This window comes from Pseudoclavibacter sp. Z016 (genome assembly GCF_002931215.1).
GTDB lineage: Bacteria > Actinomycetota > Actinomycetes > Actinomycetales > Microbacteriaceae > Pseudoclavibacter.
This window is the reverse complement of record NZ_PSTU01000009.1, coordinates 1-26,977: the sequence shown is the minus strand read 5'-3', so window position 1 is coordinate 26,977 and position 26,977 is coordinate 1. Positions and strand designations below refer to the sequence as shown.

At 69.2% G+C, this 26,977-nt stretch carries 29 protein-coding genes; 7 read left to right on the top strand and 22 right to left on the bottom strand.

The genetic code is table 11. The annotated features are described in order from the left end of the window. Positions 1 to 5 precede the first annotated feature (5 nt). From C5B99_RS04975 to rpsB, 6 genes are all read right to left on the bottom strand, one after another. A complete protein-coding gene (locus C5B99_RS04975; RefSeq protein WP_374953083.1) occupies positions 6 to 566 on the bottom strand; it encodes a DivIVA domain-containing protein in 561 nt (186 codons plus the stop codon). Positions 567 to 622: 56 nt separating this feature from the next. Beyond that, on the bottom strand, positions 623 to 1,807 hold the full coding sequence (locus C5B99_RS04970; RefSeq protein WP_258063075.1) for a phosphatidate cytidylyltransferase: 1,185 nt from the start codon (positions 1,805 to 1,807) through the stop codon (positions 623 to 625). Positions 1,808 to 1,813: 6 nt separating this feature from the next. Then, positions 1,814 to 2,368 (bottom strand): ribosome recycling factor, encoded by a 555-nt coding sequence (frr, locus tag C5B99_RS04965; protein ID WP_104240689.1) that lies wholly within the window; start codon positions 2,366 to 2,368, stop codon positions 1,814 to 1,816. Between the two features lie 124 nt (positions 2,369 to 2,492). Then, the gene (pyrH, locus tag C5B99_RS04960) at positions 2,493 to 3,218 is read right to left on the bottom strand and encodes a UMP kinase (protein WP_104240688.1); all 726 of its coding nucleotides are present in this window, start codon (positions 3,216 to 3,218) and stop codon (positions 2,493 to 2,495) included. Between the two features lie 150 nt (positions 3,219 to 3,368). Beyond that, positions 3,369 to 4,199 carry a translation elongation factor Ts gene (tsf, locus tag C5B99_RS04955; RefSeq protein ID WP_104240687.1) on the bottom strand — a complete coding sequence of 277 codons (831 nt, stop codon included), beginning with the start codon at positions 4,197 to 4,199 and terminating at the stop codon, positions 3,369 to 3,371. A 27-nt stretch (positions 4,200 to 4,226) separates the two neighbouring features. Next, positions 4,227 to 5,129, bottom strand: a complete 903-nt coding sequence (rpsB, locus tag C5B99_RS04950; RefSeq protein WP_104240686.1) for a 30S ribosomal protein S2 — start codon at positions 5,127 to 5,129, stop codon at positions 4,227 to 4,229. 305 nt (positions 5,130 to 5,434) lie between these two features. On the opposite strand from rpsB, the gene C5B99_RS04945 reads away from it, so the two are divergent. Beyond that, positions 5,435 to 5,977, top strand: a complete 543-nt coding sequence (locus C5B99_RS04945; RefSeq protein ID WP_104240685.1) for a murein hydrolase activator EnvC — start codon at positions 5,435 to 5,437, stop codon at positions 5,975 to 5,977. A 41-nt stretch (positions 5,978 to 6,018) separates the two neighbouring features. Next, positions 6,019 to 7,626: a hypothetical protein gene (locus C5B99_RS04940; RefSeq protein WP_146081942.1), complete on the top strand. Its 1,608-nt coding sequence runs from the start codon at positions 6,019 to 6,021 to the stop codon at positions 7,624 to 7,626. A gap of 179 nt (positions 7,627 to 7,805) precedes the next feature. On the opposite strand, the gene C5B99_RS04935 is transcribed toward C5B99_RS04940, so the two are convergent. Together C5B99_RS04935 and C5B99_RS04930 are read right to left on the bottom strand one after the other, a co-directional pair. Next, positions 7,806 to 8,711 carry a tyrosine recombinase XerC gene (locus tag C5B99_RS04935; RefSeq protein WP_104240683.1) on the bottom strand — a complete coding sequence of 302 codons (906 nt, stop codon included), beginning with the start codon at positions 8,709 to 8,711 and terminating at the stop codon, positions 7,806 to 7,808. Positions 8,712 to 8,766: 55 nt separating this feature from the next. Continuing rightward, positions 8,767 to 10,908, bottom strand: coding sequence for an MMPL family transporter (locus tag C5B99_RS04930; protein ID WP_104240682.1), 2,142 nt, complete (start codon positions 10,906 to 10,908; stop codon positions 8,767 to 8,769). Positions 10,909 to 10,973: 65 nt separating this feature from the next. On the opposite strand from C5B99_RS04930, the gene C5B99_RS04925 reads away from it, so the two are divergent. Beyond that, positions 10,974 to 11,444: a MarR family winged helix-turn-helix transcriptional regulator gene (locus tag C5B99_RS04925; protein WP_104240681.1), complete on the top strand. Its 471-nt coding sequence runs from the start codon at positions 10,974 to 10,976 to the stop codon at positions 11,442 to 11,444. A gap of 38 nt (positions 11,445 to 11,482) precedes the next feature. On the opposite strand, the gene dprA is transcribed toward C5B99_RS04925, so the two are convergent. From dprA to C5B99_RS04880, 9 genes are all read right to left on the bottom strand, one after another. Continuing rightward, a complete protein-coding gene (gene dprA, locus C5B99_RS04920; RefSeq protein ID WP_146081941.1) occupies positions 11,483 to 12,826 on the bottom strand; it encodes a DNA-processing protein DprA in 1,344 nt (447 codons plus the stop codon). A gap of 6 nt (positions 12,827 to 12,832) precedes the next feature. Further along, the gene (locus C5B99_RS04915; RefSeq protein ID WP_104240679.1) at positions 12,833 to 14,464 is read right to left on the bottom strand and encodes a YifB family Mg chelatase-like AAA ATPase; all 1,632 of its coding nucleotides are present in this window, start codon (positions 14,462 to 14,464) and stop codon (positions 12,833 to 12,835) included. Then, complete coding sequence (locus C5B99_RS04910) at positions 14,461 to 14,820, bottom strand: YraN family protein (RefSeq protein WP_104240678.1); 360 nt, start codon at positions 14,818 to 14,820, stop codon at positions 14,461 to 14,463. Before C5B99_RS04910 ends, C5B99_RS04915 begins: the two co-directional genes overlap by 4 nt. Before the next feature lie 171 nt (positions 14,821 to 14,991). Further along, positions 14,992 to 17,079 (bottom strand): RecQ family ATP-dependent DNA helicase, encoded by a 2,088-nt coding sequence (locus C5B99_RS04905; protein ID WP_104240677.1) that lies wholly within the window; start codon positions 17,077 to 17,079, stop codon positions 14,992 to 14,994. Between the two features lie 73 nt (positions 17,080 to 17,152). After that, entirely contained in the window at positions 17,153 to 17,476 is a 324-nt protein-coding gene (locus tag C5B99_RS04900) for a DUF2469 family protein (protein WP_068484088.1), read from the bottom strand. Positions 17,477 to 17,488: 12 nt separating this feature from the next. Beyond that, positions 17,489 to 18,142: a ribonuclease HII gene (locus C5B99_RS19585; RefSeq protein WP_258063074.1), complete on the bottom strand. Its 654-nt coding sequence runs from the start codon at positions 18,140 to 18,142 to the stop codon at positions 17,489 to 17,491. Further along, entirely contained in the window at positions 18,139 to 19,017 is an 879-nt protein-coding gene (lepB, locus tag C5B99_RS19580) for a signal peptidase I (RefSeq protein ID WP_258063073.1), read from the bottom strand. Before lepB ends, C5B99_RS19585 begins: the two co-directional genes overlap by 4 nt. A 101-nt stretch (positions 19,018 to 19,118) precedes the next feature. Next, positions 19,119 to 19,469: a 50S ribosomal protein L19 gene (rplS, locus tag C5B99_RS04885; protein WP_068484112.1), complete on the bottom strand. Its 351-nt coding sequence runs from the start codon at positions 19,467 to 19,469 to the stop codon at positions 19,119 to 19,121. A 169-nt stretch (positions 19,470 to 19,638) separates the two neighbouring features. Beyond that, complete coding sequence (locus C5B99_RS04880; protein ID WP_104240676.1) at positions 19,639 to 20,202, bottom strand: hypothetical protein; 564 nt, start codon at positions 20,200 to 20,202, stop codon at positions 19,639 to 19,641. Between the two features lie 75 nt (positions 20,203 to 20,277). On the opposite strand from C5B99_RS04880, the gene map reads away from it, so the two are divergent. Then, positions 20,278 to 21,045: a type I methionyl aminopeptidase gene (gene map / locus C5B99_RS04875; RefSeq protein ID WP_104240675.1), complete on the top strand. Its 768-nt coding sequence runs from the start codon at positions 20,278 to 20,280 to the stop codon at positions 21,043 to 21,045. A 12-nt stretch (positions 21,046 to 21,057) separates the two neighbouring features. Here map and trmD read toward each other — a convergent pair whose 3' ends face one another. From trmD to C5B99_RS04850, 5 genes are all read right to left on the bottom strand, one after another. Beyond that, positions 21,058 to 21,831 (bottom strand): tRNA (guanosine(37)-N1)-methyltransferase TrmD, encoded by a 774-nt coding sequence (gene trmD, locus C5B99_RS04870; protein ID WP_104240674.1) that lies wholly within the window; start codon positions 21,829 to 21,831, stop codon positions 21,058 to 21,060. Between the two features lie 73 nt (positions 21,832 to 21,904). Further along, positions 21,905 to 22,558, bottom strand: coding sequence for a ribosome maturation factor RimM (gene rimM / locus C5B99_RS04865; protein WP_258063072.1), 654 nt, complete (start codon positions 22,556 to 22,558; stop codon positions 21,905 to 21,907). Position 22,559: 1 nt separating this feature from the next. Next, positions 22,560 to 22,790, bottom strand: coding sequence for an RNA-binding protein (locus C5B99_RS04860; protein WP_068484100.1), 231 nt, complete (start codon positions 22,788 to 22,790; stop codon positions 22,560 to 22,562). 2 nt (positions 22,791 to 22,792) lie between these two features. Continuing rightward, entirely contained in the window at positions 22,793 to 23,206 is a 414-nt protein-coding gene (rpsP, locus tag C5B99_RS04855; RefSeq protein WP_104240673.1) for a 30S ribosomal protein S16, read from the bottom strand. A 144-nt stretch (positions 23,207 to 23,350) separates the two neighbouring features. Continuing rightward, positions 23,351 to 23,560 carry an LPXTG cell wall anchor domain-containing protein gene (locus C5B99_RS04850; protein ID WP_104240672.1) on the bottom strand — a complete coding sequence of 70 codons (210 nt, stop codon included), beginning with the start codon at positions 23,558 to 23,560 and terminating at the stop codon, positions 23,351 to 23,353. Between the two features lie 120 nt (positions 23,561 to 23,680). Here C5B99_RS04850 and C5B99_RS04845 point away from each other — a divergent pair, with 120 nt between their 5' ends. The 3 genes from C5B99_RS04845 to C5B99_RS04835 all read left to right on the top strand — a co-directional run bounded on the left by C5B99_RS04845 (position 23,681) and on the right by C5B99_RS04835 (position 26,772). After that, positions 23,681 to 24,784, top strand: coding sequence for a glutamate--cysteine ligase (locus C5B99_RS04845; protein ID WP_181064944.1), 1,104 nt, complete (start codon positions 23,681 to 23,683; stop codon positions 24,782 to 24,784). Between the two features lie 118 nt (positions 24,785 to 24,902). Further along, on the top strand, positions 24,903 to 25,871 hold the full coding sequence (gene iolC / locus C5B99_RS04840) for a 5-dehydro-2-deoxygluconokinase (RefSeq protein ID WP_104240670.1): 969 nt from the start codon (positions 24,903 to 24,905) through the stop codon (positions 25,869 to 25,871). Continuing rightward, positions 25,864 to 26,772 (top strand): deoxyribose-phosphate aldolase, encoded by a 909-nt coding sequence (locus C5B99_RS04835; RefSeq protein WP_104240669.1) that lies wholly within the window; start codon positions 25,864 to 25,866, stop codon positions 26,770 to 26,772. Before iolC ends, C5B99_RS04835 begins: the two co-directional genes overlap by 8 nt. The last annotated feature ends 205 nt before the right edge of the window (positions 26,773 to 26,977 follow it).

Below are 26,977 nucleotides of genomic sequence, written 5' to 3'. Positions count from 1 at the left end.
TGTACCTAACGAATGGCGAGCATGACGTCGATCACGGCGTCGATGAGCAGGTCGACCTGCGTCTCCTTGTAGCCGTGGCGCTTCGGCGTGAACGCGACCCCGCGTACCTCGCGGAGCGACATGGCGGTTCCACCGCGCAGGAAGTCAGCGAGCCTGCTGGAGAACTCGTCGACCTCCTTGACGTCGTATCCACGCTGCAGGACGGAGACGCGATCGAAGCGCTCGCCGTCTTCGCGACGGAGCCGAGCGAGGACCGCCCGAGCCGTCGTCTTCGTCTCGCGCAGGAAGACATCACGGCCGACCCGGTCGATGTGCTCGTCGCGTTCGCGGATGGCGACGGCGTCCTCGAGGCGCTCGAGCGCGGCATCGACGTGCGGGGCGGAGTACCCGCCCTTGCGCATCGTGAACGCCGTGTGGCGGATGCTGCTCGTCGAGAGGCGCTTGCCCTGCGTGCCGTTGTCGAAGTTGTCGTAACGCTGCCGGGCGACGCGGAATGCACGGTCGACCTCTTCGGCGTCGTAGCCGAGGGTGCCACGAGATGCCAGAGGGAATGAAGTGCTGCTCACGCGGTCCATTCTGCCGCATCACGAGCGAACATGTCGCACGGCTCCCCGGTGGGGCATCACCAGAGCGTCGAGTCTGCGCTCCAGAAGTACAGCGCGAAGGCCATCGCTCCCGACGGCAGGATCGAGTCGATGCGGTCGAAGAACCCACCGTGCCCGGGCAGCCAGGAGCTCATGTCCTTGATCTTGAGGTCGCGCTTGATCATCGACTCGGTCAGGTCGCCGGCCGTGGCGGTGATGAGCAGCAGGGGCCCCATGATCAGGCCGAACCACCAGTCCTGGTCGAGGAGGAAGATGCTGACGAGGATGCCCACGACGATCGACGTGAGGCCGGCTCCTGCGAACCCCTCCCAGGTCTTGCCCGGGCTGATCTTCGGCGCGAGCTTGTGCTTGCCGAAGTTGAGGCCGAAGACGTAGGCACCCACGTCCACGGCCACGACGATGATGAGGAAGCCGAGCACCCACCACTGGCCGTCCTCCTGCGAGGTGAGGAGCACCGTGAACGAGCCGAGGTACGAGACGTAGATGAGGATGAGCGCGGCGGCCAGGAAGTCGGCCCAGACCGCCTTCCGCGGTGGCCGATCGGTGGACACCGAGGCTTCCACGAGCCGCCACACGGTCACGACGAAGACGCCGATCAGCAGCGCGAGCCACTGCCCGACGACGTCGAAGTAGTAGGCGACAGGTTGGATGGCGACGGCTGCGACGACAAGCGGAATGCGCGGCACGTCGCGCCCGGCGCCGCGCATCGCGCTCGCGAGCTCGATCGTCGCGAAGATGACCATAGCGACCGCGAACGGGATGAAGAGCTGCTTGATGAAGATGAGGCTCGAGATGAGGAGCGCCCCGAGCACGACGCCGAAGAAGATCGCGAAGGACAGGTTGCGCCCACTGCGGGCGTTGATCGCGTCGTTGCGTGCCCGCAGCTTGTCGCGCTGCTCCCGCACCTGGGTCCGCGCCTGCTGCGCGCGCGATTCCAGGTCGTGAAGGATGTTCGTGCCGGTGTCGCCCAGCCGCGATGGTGGGCGGAGCGGGGCCAGGGGCGGCGCAGGAGCGCCGTCGCCCATGACCGGGAGATCGTCAGCAGCCGCGGGGGCTCCGGCCGCTGGTGCGCCGCCGCCCTCGCTGGCGGCGGGACCGAAGGCGCTCGGCGTCTCGCGCGCCTCGGACTCCGCCTCTGTCTCCCGGACCTCGCGGTCCAGGCGCTCGCCGGGGTCTGCCCCGTCACTCCCAGTCGTGGACACGAGCGACTAGACCTCGAGGAGCTCGGCTTCCTTGTGCTTGGAAGCCTCGTCGATGCGATCGATGTGCGCCTTCGTGAAGGTCTCGAGTTCCTTCTCGCCGCGAGCGATGTCGTCCTCGCCCACTTCGTCCTTCAGCGCTTCGAGGTCGGTCTTCGCCTTGCGACGGATGTTGCGGACGGCGACGCGCGCCTCCTCCGCCTTCGTCTGCACGAGCTTGACGTACTCCTTGCGGCGGTCGGCCGTGAGCTCCGGCATGACCACGCGAATGAGGTTGCCGTCGTTGCTCGGCGTGACCCCGAGGTTCGGCCGCGACACGATGGCCTTCTCGATCTCCTTGAGCGCCGACTTGTCGTAGGGCGTGATCACGAGAACACGAGCTTCGGGGACGGCGATCGACGCGAGCTGCTCGAGCGGCGTCGCGGTGCCGTAGTAGTCGACGGGGATCTTCGTGAAGAGCTGGGGGTTCGCCCGCCCCGTTCGCACCGTCGAGAAGTCTTCCTTCGCGTGGTCGACGGCCTTCGCCATCTTGTCTTTGGTCTCGGTGAGCACGTCGTTGATCACGGGGTGTCCTTTCCAGGGCGTTCTGCATCATCCTACCGAGATGGTCGGATGCGCACGCCACGCTCGAGGGCGCGGCGCACTGACGAAAATTGTCGCGGGGTGGCGCTTGCGGTGGGGCTCTCGACTAGTCGAGGCTCGACGTGACGAGCGTCCCTATGTCCTCGCCGAGGATGGCGCGGGCGATGTTGCCCTCTGGACTCATGCCGAAGACGCGCATGTCCATGCCGTTGTCCATGCAGAGGCTGAAGGCGGTCGAGTCGACGACCTTGAGGCCACGCTGGAGCGCGTCCTGGTAGGTGACCGAATGCAGCAGCTCGGCGCTGGGGTCTTGGCGCGGGTCGGCGGTGTAGACACCGTCGACACCGTTCTTCGCGACGAGCACCACGTCTGCTCCGACTTCGAGCGCACGCTGTGCGGCGACCGTGTCGGTCGAGAAGTACGGCAGGCCGGCGCCTGCGCCGAAGATGACGACGCGGCCCTTCTCCATGTGGCGCTTGGAGCGGAGCGGAATGTACGGCTCGGCGACCTGGCGCATCTCGATGGCGGACTGCACACGGGCGGGGGTGCCCGCCTGCTCGATGAAGTCCTGCAGCGCGAGGGCGTTCATGACGGTGCCGAGCATGCCCATGTAGTCGGCTCGCGCGCGGTCCATGCCGGCGTTCGCGAGCTGAGCGCCGCGGAAGAAGTTCCCTCCGCCGACGACGATGGCGACTTCCACGTCGCGTGCAGCAGCGGCGATCTCCTTGGAGATGCTCGTGAGCACCTCGGGATCGACACCCATCTTGCCTGCACCGAACGCTTCGCCAGAGAGTTTGAGGAGAACGCGTCTGCGCGGGGCCTGTGGTGACATTTGTGCTCCTTGTGGGATCGCTGATCGTCCACGAGCCTACCTTGTGCGGAGCGCGCACGAGTCTCAGCGGACCTCCTCGAGCGGGCTCCGGGGACACGAAACGGGGCCGGATGCTTGCGCATCCGGCCCCGAATTCGTGTGCGTCTGGCGTTAGGCGCCGACGCGGATACGACCGAAGTCGACGACGTTGACGCCTGCGGCGTCAGCGATCTTCTTCACGGTCTGCTTGTTGTCGCGAGCGTAGTCCTGCTCGAGGAGCACGATCTGCTTGAAGAAGCCGGTCAGGCGTCCCTCGATGATCTTCGGAAGGGCTGCCTCTGGCTTGCCCTCGCTCCGAGAGATCTCCTCGACGATGACCCGCTCCTTGTCGATTGCCTCGGCAGGAACGTCCTCACGGGTGAGGTACTGCGGGTCGAACATCGCGATGTGCTGAGCGATGCCGCGAGCCGTAGCCGCGTCGTCGCCCTCGTACGCCACGACGACGCCGACCTGCGGTGGCAGGTCCTGCGAGGTGCGGTGCAGGTAGATCTCGAAGTTGGCGCCCTTGAGGAGGCTCACCTTGCGGAGTTCCATCTTCTCGCCCAGGATCGCGGCGACGCCATCGATGGTCTCCTTGACGGTCGTGCCGTCGACGGGGGCGGCAAGCGCCTCGTCGACGTTCGACGCGCCAGCGGCGGCCACAGCATCGAGCACCTTCTCGGAGAGTGCGATGAACTTGTCGCCCTTGGCAACGAAGTCGGTCTCGGTTGCGAGCTCGATGAGCGTCGCGGTGCCGTTTCCGTTGTCCTTCGCGGCGACGAGGCCTTCGCTGGTGGAACGGTCAGCGCGCTTCGCGTTGCCCTTCGCACCCTTGAGGCGGAGGATCTCGACGGCCTTTTCCTTGTCGCCGTCGGCCTCTTCGAGCGCCTTCTTCGTGTCGACCATGCCAGTACCGAGCTGCTCGCGCAGCTCCTTGACATCAGCGAGGGTGAAGTTAGCCATGTGTGGGGTTCTCCCTAGTGCTTGAAGTTACTTGGACTCTTCGACGGCTTCGACAGCCTCGGCTGCTTCAGCAGGCTCGGCCTCGGCAGGCTCAGCTGCCTCGACAGCCTCGGCCTCGGCAGGAGCCTCGGTCTCAGCAGGAGCCTCGACGACGGCCTCAGCGGCAGGAGCGTCGCCCTGCAGCAGGTCGTTCTCCCACTCAGCCAGCGGCTCGACCTCGGCCTGGCCTTCGGTCGGCTTCTGGTGGCGCTGGATCAGGCCCTCAGCTGCTGCGTCGGCGATGATGCGCGTCAGCAGCGCAACGGAGCGGATGGCGTCGTCGTTGCCCGGGATCGGGTAGTTGACGTCGTCCGGGTCGCAGTTCGTGTCGAGGATCGCGATGACCGGGATGCCGAGCTTCTTGGCCTCGTCGATCGCGAGGTGCTCCTTCTTGGTGTCGACAACCCAGAGCGCCGAAGGCGTCTTCGAGAGGTTGCGGATACCACCGAGCGACTTCTCGAGCTTGTCACGCTCGCGACGCTGGATGAGGAGTTCCTTCTTCGTGAAGCCGCGCGTCGTGTCGTCGAAGTCGACGAGGTCGAGCTCCTTGAGACGGTTGAGGCGCTTCTGGACGGTGCCGAAGTTCGTGAGGAGGCCACCGAGCCAGCGCTGGTTCACGTAGGGCTGGCCCACGCGGGTCGCCTGCTCGGAGATGGACTCCTGAGCCTGCTTCTTGGTGCCGACGAAGAGGATGGTGCCGCCGTGTGCGACGGTCTCCTTGACGAAGTCGAAAGCAGCATCGATGTAGCCCAGCGACTGCTGGAGGTCGATGATGTAGATGCCGGACCGCTCGGTGAAGATGAATCGCTTCATCTTCGGGTTCCAGCGACGGGTCTGGTGCCCGAAGTGCACGCCGCTGTCGAGCAGCTGGCGGATGGTGACGACTGCCATGGTCGTTCTCCCTATTCGAATGCGCATTCCTGCGCGCGGTTGTTCTCTGCGACCGGCGGCCGCACAGCCTGGTGCCCAGCGCGCATCCGCTCTCGCACCGAAGTGCTGGAGACCGATGGATGCACGCCTCGATGGGCACGCGAAGTCAGCCCGCATGGCGGGCTGCTGGCGTCAGTCTACACAGGAGCGGTGGCGCAGGGAACCGGTGCACGGACTCAGGTGCAGCCGAGCCTGTGGACAGGCGTCCTCCACACCTCGTGGTCGTCTGCCGCAGGGGCCCGCTCACCGGGCACCACGATGACACCATGCACCGCACCCCGGAGTCCCCAGCGTCCCTCGTCCGCCCCCGGCGCGGTCTCGCGACGCTCATTCTCCTCCTGCTCATGGCCAGCGCGACTCTGGGTGGCGCTCCGCACGCGGCCGGGGCTTCGAGCACGTGGAGCTGGCCCGTGGAAGCGCCTCCGAACGTCGCTCGTGGATTCGACCTCGCCGCCCGGTACGGAGCCGGCCACCGCGGCGTCGACATCTCCGCGGCACCGGGCGATAACGTCCGCTCCCCCGCCCCGGGAACCGTCACGTTCGCGGGCTTCGTCGTCGACCGACCGGTGCTCTCGATCCAGCATGCCGACGGCCTGCTCGCCAGCTACGAGCCGGTCGTCACACAGCTGAGACCGGGAGACGTCGTCTCCACCGGTCAGCGCATCGGAGAGCTGAGCATCGGGCATCGCCACACGCCCGAAGGGAACCTGCACCTCGGGGTTCGACGCGACGGCGCCTACCTCGACCCCGCCCCGCTGTTCGAGGTGCTGCGACCTCCTGCGGCCGTCTTGCTTCCTCTCTACCGATGAGCAGCCGACGCTCGCCACGACCCACACCAGAAAGGCACCACATGTCTCCTCTCCACCAGCAGCGACCGCCCTCGCCCGCCGGGACTGCCCATCGCACCGCGCACTCGCCATCGCGCTGGACCACTCGACTTCCTCGCGCCGCAGCTGGCCTCGTCATGCTCGCCATGACCGCGTCGTTCCTGCTGTTCTCCGGAGCGCAGACCGCGAGCGCAGCCGGCTACGGCCCCGGCTTCGACGACGCCCAGAACGGCGGACAGGGACGGATCGGGGCCTACAGCTTCGAGGGACGCAACGTCTACTGCCTGCAGCCCTGGCTGCCCCGCCCGCTCGATGAGACGACGAAAGGAAGCGTCGTCGATGGCGAGCAGTTCCAGATGAGCGACGACGACACAGCCCGCGTGAACTGGGCCATCTCGACCCACGGGCAGTCCGCGGACCCGACGGTGACCAGCGCCGTCGCCATGTTCGTCTGGTCGCTCGCGGCCCCCGAAAGCTACTCGGGCCATGCGGTGAGCGGAGACGAGCACTACCTCGGACGTGTGCCCGAGGAGAAGCGGGCAGACGTCGGCAGCACCCTCGCGGCCATTCGCGCGGATGCGGCGAAGGTCGGCGCCAGCGCGCCGGTCGACCTCAAGGGCAGCCTTGCGTTCACGACCGACGGGGCAGATGCGAGAACGGGCACCGTCACCCTGGCAACGGAGGTACCCGGAGCCACGGGAACAGTGGTGCTGAGCGGCGCCACCTTCGTCGCCACCGGCGCCGAGACCTCGACGATTCGAGGCGGAGAATCGGCTCCGATCGTGGTCAGCCCCGCGGCCCTCGACCGCGGGCCCGTCACGGTGAGCGGCACCGCGAGCGTCACCTCACCGTCTCGGCCCTGGGCCGCGAAGATCCTCGTCCTGCACACGCCAGGCGCTCAGCTGCTCGGCGGAAGCGGCGGCACCTTGCCCGGGGAGTTCACGGCTGTCGGCCAGGACCGAGTGCCTCGGGTGCCCGTCGCGACGCCGGCCCCAACACCCACACCGGCCCCGACGGCGACGCCGACAGCCACGCCGACCTCAACACCCAAGCCCACGCCGACGGCAACGGCAACGCACACCCCAACGACTCCGCCCACACCAATGGCAACCCGCACACCAACGGCCACGCCGACAGCCACGGCCACACCGGTACCGAGCGAGACCCCGAGCGCTCCTCCGATCCCTGCGAGCTCTGCCCCGACGAGCCCGCCCGTCAGCGCCGCGCCGCCCACGGCTCCCGCGATGACGACGCCTCCGGGGAACACGAACCCACCTGAGAACTCGAACCCTCCGGAGAGCTCGAACCCTCCGGAGAGCTCGAACCCTCCGGAGATCTCCAGGCCGAGCACGACGCCCACGGCAACGCAGAGTGCCACCGCGTCGCCGCCGGCGTCCACGACGCCGGCACCCAGCGCGAAGGCGGGCACTCCAGCGCCGAGCACGGCGCCCGCGTCACCGCCGGCCGCCAGCTCGGGAGCCGCAGAACCATCGCCGTCGAGCTCGCCAGACACCCTTGCCCAGACCGGGGCCGCAGGTATCGGCTGGCCCCTGCTCCTGGGCGCCGGAGCGCTTGTCATCGGCATCGGCGCGCTCGCCTGGGGACTGCTGAGTCGCCGACGCCAGGCCTGACCCGCCTCCACGCAGCGGAGCCAGATCCGCGAGGACGCAGGCACGCCTCGGCGGCCAGACCCGGCCGTCGAGGCGTGTCGGCCTGCCGGTGTGCTGGCCTGCCGGCCTGCATCGTCCAGCGTCCAGCGTCCAGCGTCCAGCGTCCGGCCGTCCGGGGTCCAGCCAGATCGACCCCGGCTTCAGGCTCGGGGATGCGCCTGCAGGTACGACGCCTTCAGGCGCTCCGCGGAGACGTGGGTGTAGATCTGCGTCGTCCCCAGGTCGGAGTGGCCCAGGATCTCCTGGACGGCGCGGAGGTCCGCTCCCCCATCCAGCAGGTGCGTCGCCGCAGTATGGCGGAACGTGTGCGGCCCCGAAGGGCCACCGCCGGGCGCAGCTCCCAGAACCTCACGGGAGAGCGCGTACACGGTGCGGGCATCCAACCGCCCGCCGCGAGCACCGAGGAACAGCGCCTGCCCAGAACGCGGCTGCTCGAGCACCGGCCTGCCGACCTCGAGCCACCGCTCGACCGCCTTCGCAGCGTGCGCCCCGAACGGCACCACTCGCTCCTTGTCGCCCTTGCCGACGACCCTCACCACGCGCCGCCCCAGATCGACGGCCCCGACATCGAGCGAACAGCACTCCGAGACACGAATGCCCGACGCATACAGCAGCTCGATGATCGCGACATCGCGCTGCTCCACCGGATCGCCCGAGGACGCTCGCTCGGCGAGCGCGTCCAGGATCCCCCGCATTCCGTCAGCCGACACCACCCGCGGCAACGTCGACCCCGCCTTCGGGCTCTTCAGGCGCCGCGCCGAATCCGGGCCGCGGCCGGTCTCCTCGAGCCACGACGTGAACCCGCGAAACGAAGCCGCCATGCGGGCGATGCTCGACGCGGCCTTGCCGGCCTGCGTCTGCTGCCACAGCAGATCCCTGAAGACCTCCAAGCTGAGCGCGCCCGGCCCGTCGATCCCAGCGCGCTCGCAGGAGTCGAGCAGGATGCCGAGATCGCCCGCATAGGCCTGCGCAGTCCGCGGCGACAGCCCACGCTCGGAGCGCAGCGAGCGCAGGTAGGCGTCGACCGCGACCGAGAGCTCCTGCATGCCGACCATCGTAGGTCGCAACCCAGGCACCACGGCCGCGGCGTGACCAGGCAGCCTACGACTTGGCGTGGGCCGGCTTCGCGTGCGCAGGCTTCGCGTGGTGCGAGCCCCCGTCCGCCTGGCCAGGATGAGCCGACTCGGCGTGCGCTGGCCTCGGGTCTTCCAGGATGCCCTTGCTCGGCCACCAGAAGCGGTCACCGGTGAGGAAGGCGAGCGCCGGCACGATCACCGTTCGTACCAGGAGGGTGTCGAGGAGCACGCCGACGCACACGATGATGCCGATCTGCGTGAGCGTGATGAGCGGCAGGACACCGAGCGCCGCGAACACGGCGGCGAGCAGGATCCCAGCGCTCGTGATCACGCCTCCCGTCGCCGAGAGCGAGCGGATCATCCCGTCCTTCGTTCCGTGCTTCACCGCCTCCTCGCGAGCCCTCGTGACGAGGAAGATGTTGTAGTCGACGCCGAGCGCGACGAGGAAGAGGAAGCTGAACAGCAGCACCGAGGTGTCCAGAGCTGGGAAGCCGAACACGTTCTCGAACAGCAGCCAGCTGGCACCCACCGACGCGAAGAACGAGCCGACGACGGTGAGGAGCAGCAGGATCGGGGCGACCAGCGACCGCAGGAGGAGCAGGAGCACGACGAACACGACCGCGAGGATGAGGGGGAACAGCAGCAGCTGGTCCCGGTCCTGGGCGGCCTGCTCGTCGAGGGCCTGAGCGTCCAGGCCGCCGACGATCGCGTCGGCGCCGTCGACCTGGGACAGTTCCGCGCGGAGGCGCTCGACGGTGGCGAGTGCCTCCTCCGTCTCCGCAGGAGAGGAGAGCCCGACATCGATGCGCGTGATCTCGCCGCTGGAGTCGCCCACCGACGCGGACGCGACACCCTCGATCTCGGCGGCACGATCGGCCACCGCCTGCGCTGCACCGGAATTCGCGACGACGACCGCCGGTGCGCCTGCCAGGTCGGGGAAATGCTCGTTGAGCAGCTCCTGCCCGACGACCGCCTCCGGCGTGGACGTGAACCGCTCCGTCTGAGCGAGCCCCACCTTGATGCTGGGCGCGACGGCGGCGAGCGCGATGAGCACGACGATGCCGGCGCCCGCGACGATGGCTGGACGCTTCGAGACGCCGGTTCCGAGCTTGAACCAGAAGCCCTTGCCGTGCTGATCGTCGCCGACGCGTGGCACGACCGGCCAGAAGATACCGCGAGGGAAGAGCACGAGGGTGGCTGGCAGGAGCACGAGCGCGAACACCATGGCGATGACGACGCCGATCGCGCAGGCGAGGCCGAGGACGACGTTTCCGCCGAGCGAGGCGAACAGCAGCGTCGCGAGGCTCAGGGCCACGGTCCCACCGCTCGCGATGATTGCGGGGCCCGCGCCGCGCAGGGCGGTTGCCATGGCCTCGCGCCTGTCGGCCGAGATACGGAGTTCGTCTCGATACCTGGCGATGAGGAGCAGCGCGTAGTTCGTGCCCGCGCCGAAGACCAGGACGGACAGGATGCCCTTGATCGACGCATCCATCGTCAAGCCGAACGCGCCGACGATCCGGGTGGCGACGATGCCGGCGACGCCGTCGGCGAGCCCGACGACGGAGAGCGGGATGAGCCAGAGGACGGGGCTGCGGTAGGTGACGATGAGGAGGAAGGCGACGACGAGGACGGTGACCGTGAGCAGCGTGAAGTTGGCGCCATCGAAGACTGCGGCGATGTCGACCGCGAAGCCCTCGGGCCCCGTCATGACCGGGATGAGCCCGTCTGGCAGCCCGTCGGCCGCGGCGGCTCGCATGGCTTCGGCGCGCGCGGACTGCGCATCGACGTCGGTGGTCGCGTCGAGCGGCACCGTGAGGATCATGGCCTCGCCGTCTTCGGCTGGGAAGGCCGGCGGCAACGCGTCGACGCCCGCGGCGTCGGCGATGCCCGAGCTGGCCGCGGAGACGGCCGCCAGATCGTCGGGAGTGAGCGCTTCGCCGTCGCGGTGGAACACGAAGATCGCGGCGCTGCTGTCCTCGGTCTCGAACGTGGCGAGCGCTTCCTCGACCTTGGCGGACTCGGCGGAGGCAGGAAGGTCTCCGGCCGGCGCGACGTCGCCGCCCTCACCCGAGCCCCAGAAGAACGCGAGGCCGCTCAAGACGACGAAGACGGCGATGACGATCGCGCCGCTTGCCTTGCCGGTGATGAATCGGATGATGCCACGCATGGACGAACCGCCTAAATTCACTAGTAATCAATTTGCTTAGCTAACCTAGCGCTAGGATGTGTTCCATGCAATCCGGGGATGAACGGGGTCGCGCGTTTCCGCGCGTGCATGAGTCGACCGCGCTGCTGCGCGAGATCCTCACGATCTCCGACGAGTACGAGGTCGTCGTGGCGAAGGAACTCGAGGTCAATCACACCGATCTCGTGGCGATGCAGCACCTGATCTCCTCGGGTCACCTCACCCCGTCCGATATCGCACGCCGCCTCGGCATAACGACGGCGGCGGTGACGGTCGTGGTGGATCGGCTCGTGAAGGCTGGGCACGTGCGTCGTGAGCCGAACCCGAGCGATCGCCGCGGTGTGCTCGTCTTCCCGGAAGAGGATTCGACGGCGAAGGCCCGCGGCCTGCTGGCGCCGATGATCATGGACATCGACTCGGTCGCCCAGGACTTCGACGAGGCCGAACGCGCGGTCATCGTGCGCTACCTGGAGGGGGTCGTCGCGAGCTACCGGGAGCACCTTCAGCCTCCGAGCTGACCCGGACGTTGCGCACCACCCGCGCCTTCCCCCGTTCCTCAGCGTCTCGCCTGGGTGGTCTTGGTCCACCCTGCGGCGCCCTCTCGGGCAAGGCCGTTGAGTTCGAGCTCCGCCAGACCCGCCGCCGTCTCGGCGACCGTGAGCCCCGCCGCCGACGCGATCTCAGCGCTGCGCTGAGGCCGGCCGACTCGGAGGGCGTCCCTCGCTCGCACCGCGTTGGATGAAGGGCGATCACCGTCAGCTAGCTCGCGGCCGCCTTCGCCTGGCCATGCGGCTCCGTCCGGCAGTTCGAGCTCGCTTCCCCGGTGATCGCCGAGGAGCTCGACGATGTCGTCGACCGAGGTGATGAGCGACGCATCGGACTCTCGCAGCAGCCGGTGGCAGCCGACCGAGGCCGCACTCGTGACGGGGCCGGGCACGGCACCCAGTGGCCGACCGAGCGTCAGCGCGTGGGCAGCGGTGTTCGCGGCTCCGGACCTGCGCCCTGCCTCGACGACGACGGTCGCCGAGGCAAGGGCGCTGATGATGCGGTTGCGCTGCAGGAACCTCCATCGCGTGGGCGCTTGCCCGATCGGGAGCTCGCTGACAAGTGCGCCGTGCGCGATGATCCGTTCCAGGAGGGCGCGGTTGCCCTGCGGGTAGAGCCGATCAGGACCGCCGGCGAGCACCGCCACCGTTGGCGCCCCCTCGGCGAGGGCCACCCGGTGCGCGACGGCGTCGATGCCGTACGCGCCCCCGGAGACGAGTCCGAAGCCGCGGTTGGCGAGTCCGCTCGCGAGGCGCACCGTGACCTCCTCGCCGTAGCTGGTGGATGCCCGGGCCCCCACGAGCGCGACGGACCGCGTGAGCTGGCGGAGCGTGTCGAGGGAGCCGCGAACCCAGAGCGCGCACGGCGCATGTGGGCCGAGGTCGGCGAGCTGCGTCGGCCATTCGCGGTCTCCGGGGAGAACGGCGCGCACTCCGAGTCGCGCCGAGCTGCGCAGGATGGCCGCGGTGCGCTCGAGGTCGAGGCGGTGGTGCCACCGTTCGACTGCCGTCGCGAGCTCGTCGAACGGAATTCCAGCGCCCGAACCGCGCTCCCTGGCCCGCCGGAGCAGAGCCCCCGAAACGACCGCTTCCAGGGCCTCGACGGGGCCGAGCGCCCCGATCAGCAGCCCAGCTGTGGCGTCGCCCGGCTCGACCGTGCAGGACCAGGCCAGCTGCGCGATCCGGGCCTGCACGGCTGCGTTGCCGAGATCGTCGACCTGCCCGCCGCTCACCCCGGCCAGCGTGTCTCGCAATGCGGCCGGGTCGGGCCACGACTCGCGTGCCTGGCCGTCTGCTCGACGGACGTGATCGGTACCGCGATCGTGCGCGCCGCTCTGCGGTTCCTGTGCTGACATCTCCACCTACCCCAGCCTGATTCGATAGGACAGCGCTTCGTGCACGTGGTGGACTTCCGGGCGCGACGCCCCGTCGAGGTCGGCGATGGTCCAGGCGACCCGGAGGACACGATCGTGTCCGCGCATCGTGACCTGCCCGCGTTCGAGCGCGATTGCGAGGGGTGCGTAGGCGTCGCGCCTCGGGCGGTGCTCTGGGGCGCGCAGCCACCGCGAGACGATTCGGGCGTTGATCGTCCACGGCGTCGACTCGAGTCGCCTCCTGGCGCGTCCGCGAGCTTCTTCGACCAGCCCGCGCGCCGTGGCTGTGCTGATGCTCGGATGCGCGGCTTCCTGCCCGGCGTGGCCCAGCTGCGCCTCGTGGTCCACGAGTCGGGCCCGGGCGGCCGAGACGCGTTCGACCCGCAGCTGGAGGTCGATTCGGTCGAGCAGCGGACCGGAGAGGCGAGCGAGATAGCGTCGTGGGGCTGAGGCATCGCAGCGGCACTCCGCGTCGGGGTCGCCGTGGTTTCCGCAGGGGCAGGGGTTCGCGGCGAGCACGAGCTGCATCTCAGCGGGGTAGGCCGCCCGACCCTGGGCGCGATGGATCTCGATGACGCCGTTCTCGAGCGGCTGGCGCATCGAGTCCAGCGTGTGGCGCGCGAACTCGGGCGCCTCGTCGAGGAAGAGCACCCCGCCCGTCGCGAGCGAGATGGCACCTGGCCTAATCAGGCCGCTTCCACCGCCCAGCAGCGCGACGGCCGAAGCGGTGTGGTGGGGCGCTTCGAATGGCGGCCTGCGGTCGAGGCGCGCGGCGAGCGGCATCCCTCTGAGCGAGCGCACCGCGGCCAGGGTCACGGCGGCCTCCGGCTCGAGGTCGGGGAGGATGCCGGGCAGTCGCTCCGCGAGCATGGTCTTGCCCGCGCCCGGCGGTCCCAGCATGAGCAGATGGTGGCCGCCTGCGGCAGCGATGATGAGGGTCCGGACAGCGGCGTCGCTGCCGACCACATCGGACAGATCCAGCGCCGACCCCGCGCTGAGCGCCCCGGTCGGATCCTCGCTGCGCTCGCGCTCCCGCACCGCGACGGACCGCCCTGCCGAGCTCGAGGGATACTCGAGTTCCTCGGTGAGCTCGTCCGCATCGGCCCCGTAGTGCAGCGCCACGGCCCGCAGCGAGGTGACGGCGACGACGCGGATGTCCTCCACGAGCTCCGCCTCCGCCTTCGAGTCCGCAGGCACGACGACGGTATCGAAGCCCGCGGCTCGCGCGGCGGCCACGGCAGGCAGGACGCCGACGACGGCCCGCACCTGCCCGGTGAGGGAGAGCTCGCCGATGTGCACCGCGCGCGTCGGCGACTCGGCCGAGATGATCCCGGCAGCGGCGAGGAACGACACCGCGATCGCGAGGTCGAAGCCGGCCCCGTGCTTCCGCAACGAGGCGGGATACATGTTCGTGACGACGCGGCTCGCCGGCAGCGGGCATCCCGAGCTCTGCAGCGCCGCCCTGACCCGCTCGCGCGCCTCCCCCAGCGAAGTATCCGGCAGCCCGACGAGCTTGAAGAACGGCAGGCCCGGGCTGATCTGCGTCTCCACCTCGACGAGCTCCCCGCCGAGCCCCTCGAGCGCGATCGCCACCGAATGGCCGACCGTGCCCTGCGTCACGCGCCCACCCCCACGACGTGCTGCACCGTCGGCGTGCGATCGCTCGGGGCGATCACCGCGATCACGTCGAGCCGCATCGCACCGCGCTCGTCAGGGTGCGCGAGCATCCAGAGCCCCGCCAGCCGCCGCATACGGGCCAGCTTCGTCGGCGTGATCGCCTCAAGCGGATGCCCCGCCGCCGTCGACCGCCGCGCCTTCACCTCCGTGAACACGATGAACCCGCCCCGACGCGAGACGACATCGATCTCCCCCTCGCGGCACCGCCAGTTCCGCTCGAGCACATCGTGGCCGCGCTCCTCGAGATACGCGGTCGCGAGATTCTCCCCGAGCCGCCCCAGCTGATCCTTGGCACGCATCCGCACCACCTCCCTTGCCGGGAGTCTGGACCGCCACGCACCGCTCGCCCACGTTGAGACCAGCCGCTGTGGAGTGCCGGGCGTCCACAGGACGAGCGTCAGCAGAGTCGCCGACCGACGCCGGAAGGAATGCGGCCCGGAACGCGGGTCCCCGGCGGTCGTTCGGCCCGGTCAGCCGCGCTGCGCGAGGGCCAGCGGCAGCACGGCGCTCGCACCCGCACGGCGGAGCTCACGCGAGCAGACCGTCATGGTCCAACCGCTGTCGACGAAGTCGTCGATGAGGAGCACGGGCCCCGCCGGGATATCGAGCGACCCCGCCGAGAAACGTCCCTCGACACTGGAGAGCCGGAACGCACTGTTGCCACCCGGCTGGCCCGCCGGCCCGCCGCGAACCAGATCAAGCGACCCCAGGAGCGGCAGACGCCCCGCACCGGCGATGCCCTCGGCAAGCGAGGCGCTCAGGCGGGGCCTCGAGCGCGAGGGAACGAACACGACTCCCTGCGGCCGGGCCGCCCACTTCCACTCGGACAGGATGCGGATGCACGCCTGCAGCAACGGCCCCGTCACGGTCGTCTCCGGCCCGGCCGAGTCGAACAGCTCACGCAGCGGACCTCCCCAGCCGAGGTCGCTGAGGCGCGCGAGCACCCGGCCCTCTGACGCCTGCTCCTCCTTGGGGATGCGCCCCTTCAGGTCGACACCCAGGCTCGCCATGCCGCTCGGCCATTGGCGCCTCGGCGCGATGTCGGCGCCGACACGATCGAGCGCGGCCCCCGCTCTCGCCTGCACCGCCGCATCCGTCGTCGAGTCGAACCAGACACCCGCGCAGTTGTCGCAGCGCCCGCACGGCGCCGCGGTCGAGTCGTCGAGCTGACGTTGCAGGAACTCCATGCGACAGCCGTCGGTGCGCTCGTAGTCGATCATCGACTGCGCCTCCGCCGATCGGGCCGAGGCGATACGGGCATAGCGCTCGCCGTCGTAGCTCCACGGCTGGCCGGTCGAGACCCAGCCGCCCTGCTCGCGTCGCACAGCGCCGTCGACGTCGAGCACCTTGAGCAGCAGCTCGAGGCGAGAGCGTCGGAGGTCGACCGCCGACTCGAGCGCGACCGTCGACCGCGGTGAGGCGCCAAGCGCGCCGAGGACAGCCTGCGCGCGCTCCTCGTCCGGCATCGAGACCGTCGCGAAGTACTCCCAGATGGCGCGGTCCTCCTCGCCCGGCAGCAGCAGCACGTCGGCCGACGCGCTCGAACGACCGGCTCGGCCGACCTGCTGGTAGTACGCCACGGGCGACGACGGCGCCCCGAGGTGCACGACGAACCCGAGGTCGGGCTTGTCGAACCCCATGCCGAGGGCGCTTGTGGCGACCAGGGCCTTGACCTCGTTGCGCTTCAGCGCGCCCTCGAGGCGCTCGCGCTCGTCTGGGTCGGTCTTGCCCGTGTACGCGGGCGCGTGGATTCCCGCTTCCCGGAGGGCCGCTGACGTGTCTTCGGCCCCCGCGACCGTGAGGGTGTAGATGATGCCGGATCCCGGTAGCTCATCGAGGTGCTGCAGGAGCCATGCCAGCCGCTCACGAGCGTTGCCGAGTCGAAGCACGCCGAGTCGGAGGCTGGCTCGCGCGAGCGGGCCGCGGATCGTGAGGATGCCGCTGCGGCCGAGCTGCTCCTCGATGTCGTGGACGACGCGCTCGTTCGCGGTCGCCGTCGTCGCGAGGACGGGGATGTCGGTGCCGAGCCCGGAGATGAGGGACGCGATGCGACGGTAGTCGGGCCGGAAGTCGTGACCCCAGTCGGAGATGCAGTGCGCCTCGTCGACCACGACAAGACCCGTGCGGTTGAGGAGCTCCGGCAGCTGCGTGTCGCGGAACTCCGGGTTGTTGAGACGCTCGGGCGACACGAGCAGGACATCGATCTCGTCGGCGGCGAGCTGCTCTCGGATGCTCGCCCACTCGTGCGCGTTCGCCGACGACATGGACACCGCCCGCACGCCCGCGCGACTCGCGGCCTCGACCTGGTCGCGCATGAGCGCGAGCAGCGGCGAGATGAGGATCGTCGGCCCGGCGCCGCGGGCACGCAGCATGAGGCTCGAGATGAAGTACACGGCCGACTTGCCCCAGCCGGTGCGCTGCACGACGAGGACTCGTCGGCGCTCGTCGACGATCGCCGAGATCGCCTCGAGCTGTCCGTCGTGGAAGACCGCGTCGTCTCTGCCGACAAGCGCCCTCAGGATCTGAGTGGCTGCGGATGCGGTGGCGTCGGGAATCATCGTCTCTGTCACTCCACGAGGCTCCCACGGACCACCGACAACAGCGTCCACTCGGCGCGTCGCCGCGCGCCCGCTATTCGTCGAGCGCGAGTTCCTTGGGAAGCTCGAACTCCTTCGAGCCCGTCTCCTCGACGTTGACGTCCTTGAACGTCAGCACGCGAACCTGCTTGACGAAGCGGTCGGAACGGTAGATGTCCCACACCCACACGTCTTTCATCGTGAGCTCGAAGTAGAAATCGTGCTCGGTGTCGCGCCGCACCAGGTCCACGCTGTTCGCAAGGTAGAAGCGGCGCTCGGTCTCGATCACGTATTTGAACTGCCCCGCGACGTCGCGGTACTCGCGAAACAGGGAAAGCTCCTGCTCGCGCTCGTAATCGTCGAAATTCTCGTCGTCCATGATCCGCCCAGTCTACGGGGTCGCGGCGCGAAGCCAGGTGTGCCGGTGGAGCTCGCTCGGGCCCGCCGCGGCGATCGCCGCGAGGTGGGCCGCGCTGCCGTATCCCTTGTTCGATTCCCAGAGGTATTCGGGATGCGCCTCACCCGCCGAGACCATGAGGGCATCTCGTTTTAGCTTCGCGATCACGGACGCTGCAGCGACCGAGGTGCAGTCCCGGTCGGCCTTCGGGCGCACCACGACACGGAGCGGCGTCGAGAGGCACGGCGAGAGCCAGTCGTGCGAGCCGTCGAGCAGCACGACGGCGTCCGCGACCGGGACCCCGCTCGCGTGGAGTTCGGCGAGCGCCCGCTTGGCGGCGGCCCCGAGGCAGGCGGTGATGCCGCGCTCGTCGATCTCGATGGCACTCGCGTACCCTACGCCGACGCTCATCGCCCACGCCTCGATGCCCGCGCGTGCTTCGAGCCGGCGCTTCGCGCTCAGCAGCTTCGAGTCGCGGACGCCCGCCGGGGCGCCGAGCTCGATCCTGGCGGCGTCGATCGCGCAGGCTCCGACAGCGACGGGCCCGGCGATGGCTCCGCGCCCGACCTCGTCGACGCCGATGACGACGGGGGCGGTGAGCAGCAGCTCTCGCTCGACGTCGAGCGTTGGGTCGACGGGTGGTGTCACTCCTGGTCCGTCCGCTCCGGGACGCGGTCGAAGACCTCGGGGTAGTTGCCGAGGAAGGTGAAGCGATCGAGCGGCCAGTTCAGCAGGAACGCCTTGCCGACGACGTCGTCGACGGGCACGAAGCCGCCTCCCGGCTCGTCCTGGTGGTACCGGGAGTCCTCCGAGTTGTAGCGGTTGTCGCCCATGACCCAGAGGTGCCCCTCCGGGACGGTCACGTCGAACGGCAGCCCGGAGGCCGCCTGCCCGTCCTGGAGCAGCAGGTACGGCTCGCCGATCGGCAGCCCGTTGATGAGCACCTGGCCGTACTCGTTGCAGCACGAGACCGTATCGCCAGGCAGCCCGATGACCCGCTTGATGAGGTGGTTGCTCGTCTCTTCCGGCTTGAGGCCCACGAACTCGAGGGCGCCGTCGACCGCGGCCTGCGACGGGGACTTCTCCGTCGGCGCGACGACCGGGAGCCATCCGCCCGGATCCTCGAACACTACGATGTCGCCGCGCTCGATGCCGATCATGTCCGGGACGAGGAGGTTGACGAGCACGCGGTCCTCGACGACGAGCGTGTCGTTCATCGACGCGGAGGGGATGTAGAAGGGCCGCAGCAGGAAGGTCTTGATGAGCATCGACATGACGATCGCGAGGACCGCGACGATGACGAGGTCGCGCGCGAACGAGAGCATCGCCTTGCCGAGACGGCCGGTGCGCTCCGGCGCGGGCTCATCAGCGGCGATGAGCCCCGTCGCGTGGATGGGCGCGTCGGCGATCTCGGACGCGCCCAGTCCCGCAGGGCGATCGGTGCGACCGAGGCGGTGCCTGCCCTCGTGCGGCGCTCGTCCGTGAGACGGAGCGCGGCGATCGCGCGCACTCGCGTCGACCATGGCGCCCCCTCAAGCTCGGTCCGCCGTGGCGGTTGTGATGTTTCGTCCGGATCGACACGAATGGCTCCCGCTATGGGGAGCCATTCGCCTACTGCTGAAGCCTAGTTGTCGCGCTTCTCGCGGATCTTCGCAGCCTTGCCACGACGACCACGGAGGTAGTAGAGCTTCGCGCGACGCACGGCGCCGCGGGAGACGATCTCGATCTTCTCGATGACCGGGGTGTGCACGGGGAACGTGCGCTCCACGCCCACCTGGAAGCTGACCTTGCGGACCGTGAAGGTCTCGCGGACGCCAGCGCCCTGACGAGCGATGACAACACCCTGGAAGACCTGGACGCGCGAGCGCGTGCCTTCGACGATGTTCACGTGCACCTTGACGGTGTCGCCGGGGCGGAAGTCTGGGACATCGCTGCGCAGCGATGCTGCGTCGATGACGTCGATAACGTTGGTCATGATTTCGCTCTCTGCAGTCGCCACAGGTCGGCTGCGAAGGTCAGTGAAGAGGTTGGCGTGCATCGCGAAGTGCTCTCGTCCCCTGTGGCAGAGTCGAGCCGCGGCACAAGGATCTAGTAAACCACGCCCGACAGACGCCCGCAATGCGAACGCCGAGCGGAACGTGCGCTCAGCTGCGCTCTTCCGGGTCGGGGTCGAGGGTGATGACCTTTCCGGCATCTGGTCCGGATGCTCCCCCACCTCCCGCGGGCGACCCTCCCCGCCCCGACGCCCCGGGCATCCCCGGGGTCGGCATGCCGGGCATGCCGCCGAACAGGCCGAACGGATTCGCCTGCGGACCCGCGGTCTGCGCGGCGGCCAGCCGCTCCTGGACGACAGCCGTCAGTCGCCTGCGCGCGACGGAGCCCGCGACGACCATGGACAGGAACGCCGCGGCGAGCACCCACAGCCCTGGAGCGTCGGGAACCACGGCTCCGACCGCCCAGAGCAGCCAGGGCACGACGATGAGGGGGACATCGCGCAGCTGCAGGGCCTTGGACTCGCGGATGTCGGGCCTGAGCCAGAAGTTCGCGGAGAGGATGAGGAGCCCGGCGACGGCGGCGAGACCCGCGAATCCGAAGACGAACAATCGCCCGACCGGGGCGCCGAGGATGAGCCACCCCACGAACTGCCAGGCGGCGAGGAAGAGCGCCGCGGGGAGGAGTGCGCGGTAGACGAGTCGGCCGATGCCCATGTGCCAACGCTACGGGAGGTTCCCGAGCGGAGGCAGATCGTTCGCTCACGGCGCGAGCGCCGGTACGATTGTCGGATGATCGAGCTGCGCACCCAGAAGGAAATCGAAGAGATGCGACCTGCGGGGCGCTTCGTCGCCGAGGTGCTCAGCGAGCTCTCGCAGAGCGCCGCAGTCGGCACGAACCTCCTCGAGCTCGATGCTCGAGCGCACGAGCTGATCACCAAGCGCGGCGCGAAGAGCTGCTACATCGACTACCACCCCTCCTTCGGCAACTCGCCGTTCGGCAAGGTCATCTGCACGTCGGTCAACGACGCCGTCCTGCACGGCCTTCCCCACGACTACGCCCTCAAGGACGGCGACCTGCTGACGCTCGACTTCGCGGTCGCGGTCGACGGCTGGGTCAGCGACTCGGCCATCACCGTCGCGGTCGGCACGCCCCGTGAGGCGGACCTGCGCCTCGTGGCGACGACGGAGGTGGCGCTGGATGCGGCCATCGAGGCCGCGCGCCCCGGCAACAAGCTCGGCGACATCTCCCACGCCATCGGCCAGGTCGCGAAGAACGCCGGCTACCCCGTGAACGTCGAGTTCGGCGGCCACGGAGTCGGCCGCACCATGCACCAGGAGCCGAGTGTCCCGAACCGCGGGCGCGCCAACCGGGGCATGCCGCTCAAGCCGGGCCTCGTGCTGGCCATCGAGCCGTGGTTCCTCGAGACGACGGACAAGCTGGTCCAGGACGCGGACGGCTGGACGCTGCGCAGCGCAGACGGCTCGCGCGGCGCGCACAGCGAGCACACCGTCGTGATCACCGATGGCGACCCGATCGTCCTGACGGCGCGCAGCTAGCGCGCCGAGCTGCTAGCGGGCCTCGGGCGGCAGCAGCTCGGGGCGGACGCGTCGCGTGCGTTCGATCTGCTGCTCGTGGCGCCAGGTGGCGATCTTCGCGTGGTGCCCGCTCAGGAGCACTTCTGGCACCTCGCGGCCGCGCCACACGGCGGGCTTCGTGTAGCTCGGGTACTCGAGCAGGCCGTCCTCGTGCGACTCCTCGACGAGCGACTCCGGGTTGCCGACGACCCCGGGAACCAGTCGACCGAAGGCTTCGATCATGGCCGTGACGGCCACCTCTCCCCCGTTGAGCACGTAGTCGCCGAGGCTCACGAGCTCGACTCTGGCGCGCTGCGCGGTGTCGTCGAAGACACGCTGGTCGATGCCCTCGTACCGCCCGCAGCCGAACACGATGTGCTTCTCGAGCGCGTAGCGCCGAGCGGTCGCCTGCGTGAAGACCGTTCCGGCGGGTGATGGGAAGACGACGAGGGGTCTGGTGTCGCCATCGCCCGCCTCCTGGGCTGCCGCGTCGGCGTCCGCTGCCGCGTTGGTGCCGGCAGCCGTCTCGGCGTCGGCGGCCTCGTCGAGGATCCTGTCGATCGTCTGCCCCCAGGGCTCTGGCTTCATGACCATGCCGGCGCCACCGCCGTAGGGGGTGTCGTCCACCGTGCGGTGCCGGTCGGTCGTCGCGTCGCGCAGGTCGTGCACTCGGACGTCGATGATGCCGTCCTGCCTGGCCCTGCCGAGCAGGGAGACATCGAGCACCTGGAAGAACTCGGGAAAGATGGTGACGATGTCGACGCGCATGGGCTCCAGCTTAAGCGGATGCGCGCCCGCGGTTGATCGCGGGCGCGCAGACGTGAGGATGGTGGAGGCTCGGTTACTCGGCCTCGGTCTTGGTCTCGGCCTTGGCAGCGACGGGCTCGGCCTCGGCAGCGACGGGCTCGGCCTTGTCGGCAGCAGCCTCGGCCGGCGCCTCGGCGGGTGACTCCTCGATCTCCTCGAAGAGGCCACCTGGGGGCGTGACGCTGACGATGCCGGCCTCGAGGTCGACGTCGGCGACGATAGCCTTGACGAGCGGGACGAGCACTTCCGCGTCTGCGGTCTTCACGACGAGCAGGTCCTGTGCAGGGAAGTGCTCGACGCGGACGACCTGGCCGACGGAGACGCCCTCGCGCTGGACGTCGAGTCCGACGAGCTGGTGGTCGTACCAGGCGTCGTCTTCGAGCTCCTCAGCGTCGTTGGAATCGACCCAGAGGATCGCCTTGGCGAGGCTCTCGGCCGCTGTGCGGTCGGAGACCCCGACGAAGAATCCAACCGGGTGGCCGTTGTACCAGCGGAGCTCCTGGAGCTCCAGGCTCTTGCCGTGCCACTCGCTCTCGGCGGGCACCTGCAGGCTGAAGCTGGCGCCGGGCACGAAGCGCCGGGCTGGCTCGTCGGTGAAGAGCTCGAGCTTGACGGCACCCTTGAGGCCGTGGGCCTTGGTGAGCCGCCCCACTCGGAGCTCGGTGATGCCCTTCTTCTTGCCTGCCACCTCAGTCGTCAACTACGTCGACGCGGACTCGGCGGCCATCGGCAAGGGCGGTCACGACGGTACGCAGCGCCTTGGCGGTGCGGCCGGAGCGACCGATGACGCGGCCGAGGTCCTCGGAGTGCACACGCACTTCGAGGACCTCGCCGCGTGCAGCCGTGCTGCGGTCCACGCGGACATCGTCGGGGTGATCGACGATTCCCTTGACGAGATGTTCCAGCGCGGAAGCGAGCATGACTAGGCCTCGACCTCTTCGGTCGCTGCTTCTTCGGTGACCTCGGCGGCCGGAGCTGCCTTCGGCTCAGCCTTCGGGCGGAGGACCGGCTTCTTGCCGGCGTCTGCCACGAACGGAGCCTTGGCCTCGGGTGCCTTGACCTGGTTCTCGGTCGAGCCTTCGCCCGTGAACTTGCCCCAGTCGCCCGTGAGCTTGAGCAGGACGACGACGGCCTCGGAAGCCTGTGCGCCGACGCTCAGCCAGTACTGTGCACGCTCCGAGTCGACCTCGATGAACGAGGGGTTCTCGGTGGGGTGGTACTTGCCGATCTCCTCGATGACGCGACCGTCGCGCTTGGTGCGCGAGTCGGCGACGACGATGCGGTAGTAGGGTGCCCGGATCTTTCCAAGGCGCTTCAGACGAATTTTGACAGCCACGTGTCTCCTGATGGTGTGTGTATCGGCGAACGACAGCCGGAGGGCGTGGGGCACACTCGGCAGAGCTCAATGGTGAACCGTGGGCCGGATTAGAGGGTCGAGCCCACGAGGCTCAACTGCCTAGTTTGGCAGATTCTCGGCCAGTTAGCCAACCGCAGAATCGTCGCCGGACCCCGAACGACGCTGCGGGTCGATCGAAGCCTCATTCGCGCGCTCCGCTCGGCGCTGCCTGCGCTGCACGAAGAAGAGGATGATCCCACCCACGAGGACGAGGAGAACGGCGCCGACGACGTAGGGCACGAAGTCCTGGGCCCCGGTCGTGGCGAGTTCTGCGAGGGCATCCGAGTAGCGCATGGGGCCTCCGATCTCGGGCGGCGCGTGCCGTCGCCCGACTCCTCCCTCTATCCTGCGGCGAATGCGGATCGGGCCGCAATGCAGACACGCCGCGGGCCCTGGTGCGTCTACGCTTCAACCATGCGTTTCGCCTCATCAGAGCGTTCGACACTCGGTGTCGAATGGGAGCTCGGTATCGTCGACGCTGCGTCGCGCGAGCTGACCGGCATCGGCCATGAACTGATCTCTCGTCTCGACGATGAGCGGTTCACGAAGGAGTTCCTCACGAACACCGTCGAACTCGTGACGGGCGTGCACCGCTCGGCGGGGTCGGCGGTCGGCGAGCTCCGGGGACTCAGGGACGAGCTGCTGGGCGCCGCGGATGCCGCCGGCGCCGGTGTGATCGGCTCCGGCACGCATCCGTTCTCCAAGTGGCGCGAGCAGCAGCGCTCGCCCGGCGAGCGCTACCGCATGGTCGCGGAGCGATCCGGCCGCTGGGGAGGCCAGCTGGCGATCTGGGGCGTGCACACGCACGTCGGGGTCGAGGACTGCCGGAAGGTCCCGGCGATCATGCGAGCCGCATTGGCGAACTACCCGCTCATGCTCGCGCTCTCGGCGTCGAGCCCCTACTGGCAGGGCGAGGACACGACGTTCAGCTCCCACCGCACGATGATCTTCCAGCAGCTCCCGACCGGCGGCCTCCCGCCGGAGATGGAGACGTGGGAGGACTACGAGCGCGTCGCGCACGATGTGCTGCACACGGGCATCGTCGACGAGGTGCAGGAGCTGCGCTGGGACGTGAGACCGTCAGCACAGTGGGGCACGGTGGAGATCCGCATCTCGGATGGGGCGACCAACCTCCGCGAGCTCGGGGCCATGGTCGCGCTCAACCACGTGATCGTGGAGCACGCGTCTCGCCAGCTCGACGCGGGCCGCGACACGGATCGGCTCCCCTCGTGGTTCGTTCGCGAGAACAAGTGGCGCGCCGCGCGCTACGGGCTCGACGCCATCATCATCGAGGATGCGGAGGGCAACGAGCGCCCCGTGACCGAGGTGCTCGCCGAGCGCATCCAGGGCGACTACCTGCGAGTCGCCGAGGATCTGGGCTGCGCGGACGAGCTCGCAGCGATCGCGGACATCATCGAGAGCGGCTCGTCGAGCGACCGCCAGCGCCGCGTCGCCGAGGAGCACGACGGCGCGCTTGTGCCCGTCGTCGACTCCCTCATCGCCGAGCTCAAGGCCTGACGCGGCCCTCGGCGCGTCTCGAAGTCTCTCCGCCAGACTTTGTTACTTTGTCAGGACATTAGGTGTATGCTGACTCTCGTCCTCGTTCACCATCGGACTGAAAGTTGTACAGAGCCGTATGACCACTACAACAGCTACGTCGCCCCTCGACCTCATCACGCTCGGTCGTGTCGGCGTCGACATCTACCCCCTCCAGACCGGAGTCGGGCTCGAGGACGTCTCGACCTTCGGGAAGTTCCTCGGCGGCAGCGCGACCAACGTCGCCGTCGCCGGAGCCAAGCACGGACTGAGCTCGGCGGTCATCACCCGCACGGGAGACGACCCCTTCGGGCGGTACATCGTCCGCGAGCTCGAGCGCCTCGGCGTCAAGAGCGACTTCGTCACCCGCGACGACTCGCTTGCGACCCCGGTCACGTTCTGCGAGATCTTCCCCCCGGACGACTTCCCCCTGTACTTCTACCGCCAGCCGAAGGCTCCGGACCTCAACATCGAGACCGAGACGCTCGATCTCGACGCGATCCGTGACGCCAGGATCTTCTGGGCGACCGTGACCGGCCTCTCCGAGGAGCCGAGCCGCGCGGCCCACCACGCGGCGTTCGCAGCTCGCGCTCGCCGTGACCACACCATCCTGGATCTGGACTACCGCGCCATGTTCTGGCCGGACGCGGCCACGGCGACGGCCGCCATCGAGCCCATCCTCGCGCAGTCGACCATCGCCATCGGCAACAAGGAGGAGTGCGAGGTCGCGGTCGGCGAGACCGAGCCGCAGCGCGCCGCTGATGCGCTCCTCGAGCGAGGCGTCGACATCGCGGTCGTCAAGCAGGGCCCCCGCGGCGTGCTGGCGAAGACCCGAGAGGGCTCCATCGAGGTGCCGACGCACTTCGTCGACGTCGTCAACGGCCTCGGAGCCGGCGACAGCTTCGGCGGGGCCTTCTGCAAGGGGCTCATCGCCGGGTGGGACCTCGAGCACATCCTGCGCTTCGCGAACGTCGCGGGAGCCATCGTGGCGTCGCGACTCGAATGCTCGACCGCGATGCCCTCGACGGCGGAGGTCGACGAGATCCTGAAGGAGAACTCCCTTGCCTGAGCACTACCGGATCCTTGACGACGCGGCCTTCGAGCGGCTCCGTGACGCTCGAGCCGACGGCCCCTCCGCGCTGCGGGCGGCCCTCGCCAATCGCGTCCGGCGCTCGTCGCTGCTCCCCGAGGATCGCCGACTGTTCTTCGTCGCCGCCGACCATCCGGCACGTGGTGCCCTCGGCGTCCGTGACGACGCCATGGCGATGGCCGACCGCTACGACCTGCTCGACCGGCTCGCGCTCGCCCTGTCCCGCCCCGGCGTGGACGGCGTGCTCGGCACGCCCGACATCATCGACGACCTCGCCCTGCTCGGCGTGCTCGACGACAAGCTCATCGTCGGCTCCATGAACCGTGGCGGACTCCGCGGCGCGAGCTTCGAGATGGACGACCGCTTCACGGGATACGACGTCGACTCGATGGTTCGCGACGGCATCGACTTCGCGAAGACGCTCGTCCGGGTGAATCTCGCGGATGCGGGCACCGTCTCGACGCTCGAGGCCAACGCCCGCGCCGTCGACGACGCAGCGGCGGCATCCCTCCCGATCATGCTCGAGCCGTTCATGAGCGAGTGGAAGGACGGTCGGATCGTCAACGACCTCTCCCCCGATGCCGTCATCAACTCGATCGCCATCACCTCCGGCCTCGGCAACAGCTCGGGCTCGACCTGGATGAAGCTGCCCGTCGTCCCCGAGATGGAACGCGTCATGGCGGCGACGACACTCCCGACGCTGCTGCTCGGCGGAGAGCCGAACGGCGACCAGGAGGCGGTGTACGCCAAGTGGGCCGACGCCCTCGCCCTCCCCGGTGTCCGCGGGCTCGTCGTCGGCCGCACGCTCCTCTACCCCGCCGATGGCGACGTCGCTGCCGCCGTCGACACGGCCGCGAGCCTCGTGCACACCCCGAGCTGAGCTCGGCCCCCCAACACCCTCTCGTCGCGGCAGCTGCCGCATCCACCAGCGCCGCTCCTGGCCGGCGCACCACAGCGAAGGAAGATCAATGACTGACACTGCTCTGCCCACGATCCAGCACTGGATCGACGGCGCCTGCTCGACCTCGACGCCCGCGCGCACCTCGCCGGTCTTCAACCCCGCACTTGGCGTCGCCACCAAGCAG